The sequence below is a fragment of the Rhabdochromatium marinum genome (assembly GCF_016583795.1).
Classification (GTDB): domain Bacteria; phylum Pseudomonadota; class Gammaproteobacteria; order Chromatiales; family Chromatiaceae; genus Rhabdochromatium; species Rhabdochromatium marinum.
In genome coordinates, this window is the sequence record NZ_NRRS01000181.1 from 1 (window position 1) to 1,108 (window position 1,108).

Sequence of the window (1,108 nt, forward strand, 5' to 3'; positions counted from 1 at the left end):
ACTTGAAAAGTCGCCTGATGACCGTCGATGTTAATGAGTTGCGCTGTTATGGCCAAGCCCTCTTTCTGCATTTGGATGATGGGCTAAGCATGGCTCATGATTGACATCATTGAAAGGCGGCACCCTGCTCGACTGGGATTGGGATGAGGATCGCGGCACCATCCGCACCGGGCACGGACCCGAAAGCATCACCCGCCTGCGCCGCTTCGCTACCGGGCTGATCAAGGCAAAATCAGACCAAACAAATCGGGAAATAGTCCATGGACGGCTACTAGGCGACGCGGAGACCGCAAGCCCCCGGTCAGGCGCACGCCGACAGCAATTCGGGCAGGCCACTGCTCTCCTGCTGACGTGCCCGACTGGGCAGACAACCGAACTGTTTACGGAATGCAGCGCTGAAGTGGCTGATGTTGGTGTATCCCAAGATGACAGCGGTCTCGGTCACATTGTGCAACTGAAGCAGGTGACGCGCCCGCTGCATGCGCTCTTCCTGAAACAGCGCATAGATGCTGCATCCGAAACGCTTCTTGAAACCGACCTTCAGCTTGTATTGGTTCATTCCCACCGCACGCGCCAGCTCGGCGATCGTGGGCGGTGTGCTGAGATCGTGCAGGAGCAGATCCCGGGCGCGGTCTAGTTGTTGGCACTCCCGCAGCGAGGGCCGCTTCGTCTCGCCGTTTGGTCGGAACGCGGCCAGATGCCAATGCAGATAATCGAGCGTCGCCGCATGCAGCAACAGGCGCTGACGGGGGAATTCGCTCATCAGACAAACGATGTTCAGCGCCGACCGCAAGGCCTTGCGGCATGAACCGGCATCGAGCAGGAAGAAATCGGACGCGTCTCGGCCACCGACAAGCGTGCCTGCCTCGTCTGCTCCGAATTTTATGCGCAAAAGTGCATATTCGGTAATTCGCTCTCCGTTGATAGCACCCGGTTAAAGCCGGGCGAGCAACTGGAGTCCTGGTTGAGCAGTCCCAACCGGAGGCGCTCAGTCCGTTCCAACAAGATCGCCTTGACCCGTTTGAACGGGGTGAACCGCTCAATGTCCGGGTCAGTCAATCGGGCTAAAACGTTTCGCGCAGCGTTCTCGTCAGCCTGCAACACAACC

General features: G+C 58.6%; 1 protein-coding gene and 1 pseudogene. Both read right to left on the reverse strand.

The genetic code is table 11. The features are described 5' to 3' along the window. Positions 1-301: 301 nt before the first annotated feature. Positions 302-892, reverse strand: a complete 591-nt coding sequence (locus CKO36_RS19170; RefSeq protein WP_242469754.1) for a helix-turn-helix transcriptional regulator — start codon at positions 890-892, stop codon at positions 302-304. Continuing rightward, a pseudogene (locus CKO36_RS19175) lies at positions 883-1,108 on the reverse strand (RNA-guided endonuclease TnpB family protein); the annotation flags it as partial. The gene CKO36_RS19170 and the pseudogene CKO36_RS19175, both read right to left, overlap by 10 nt.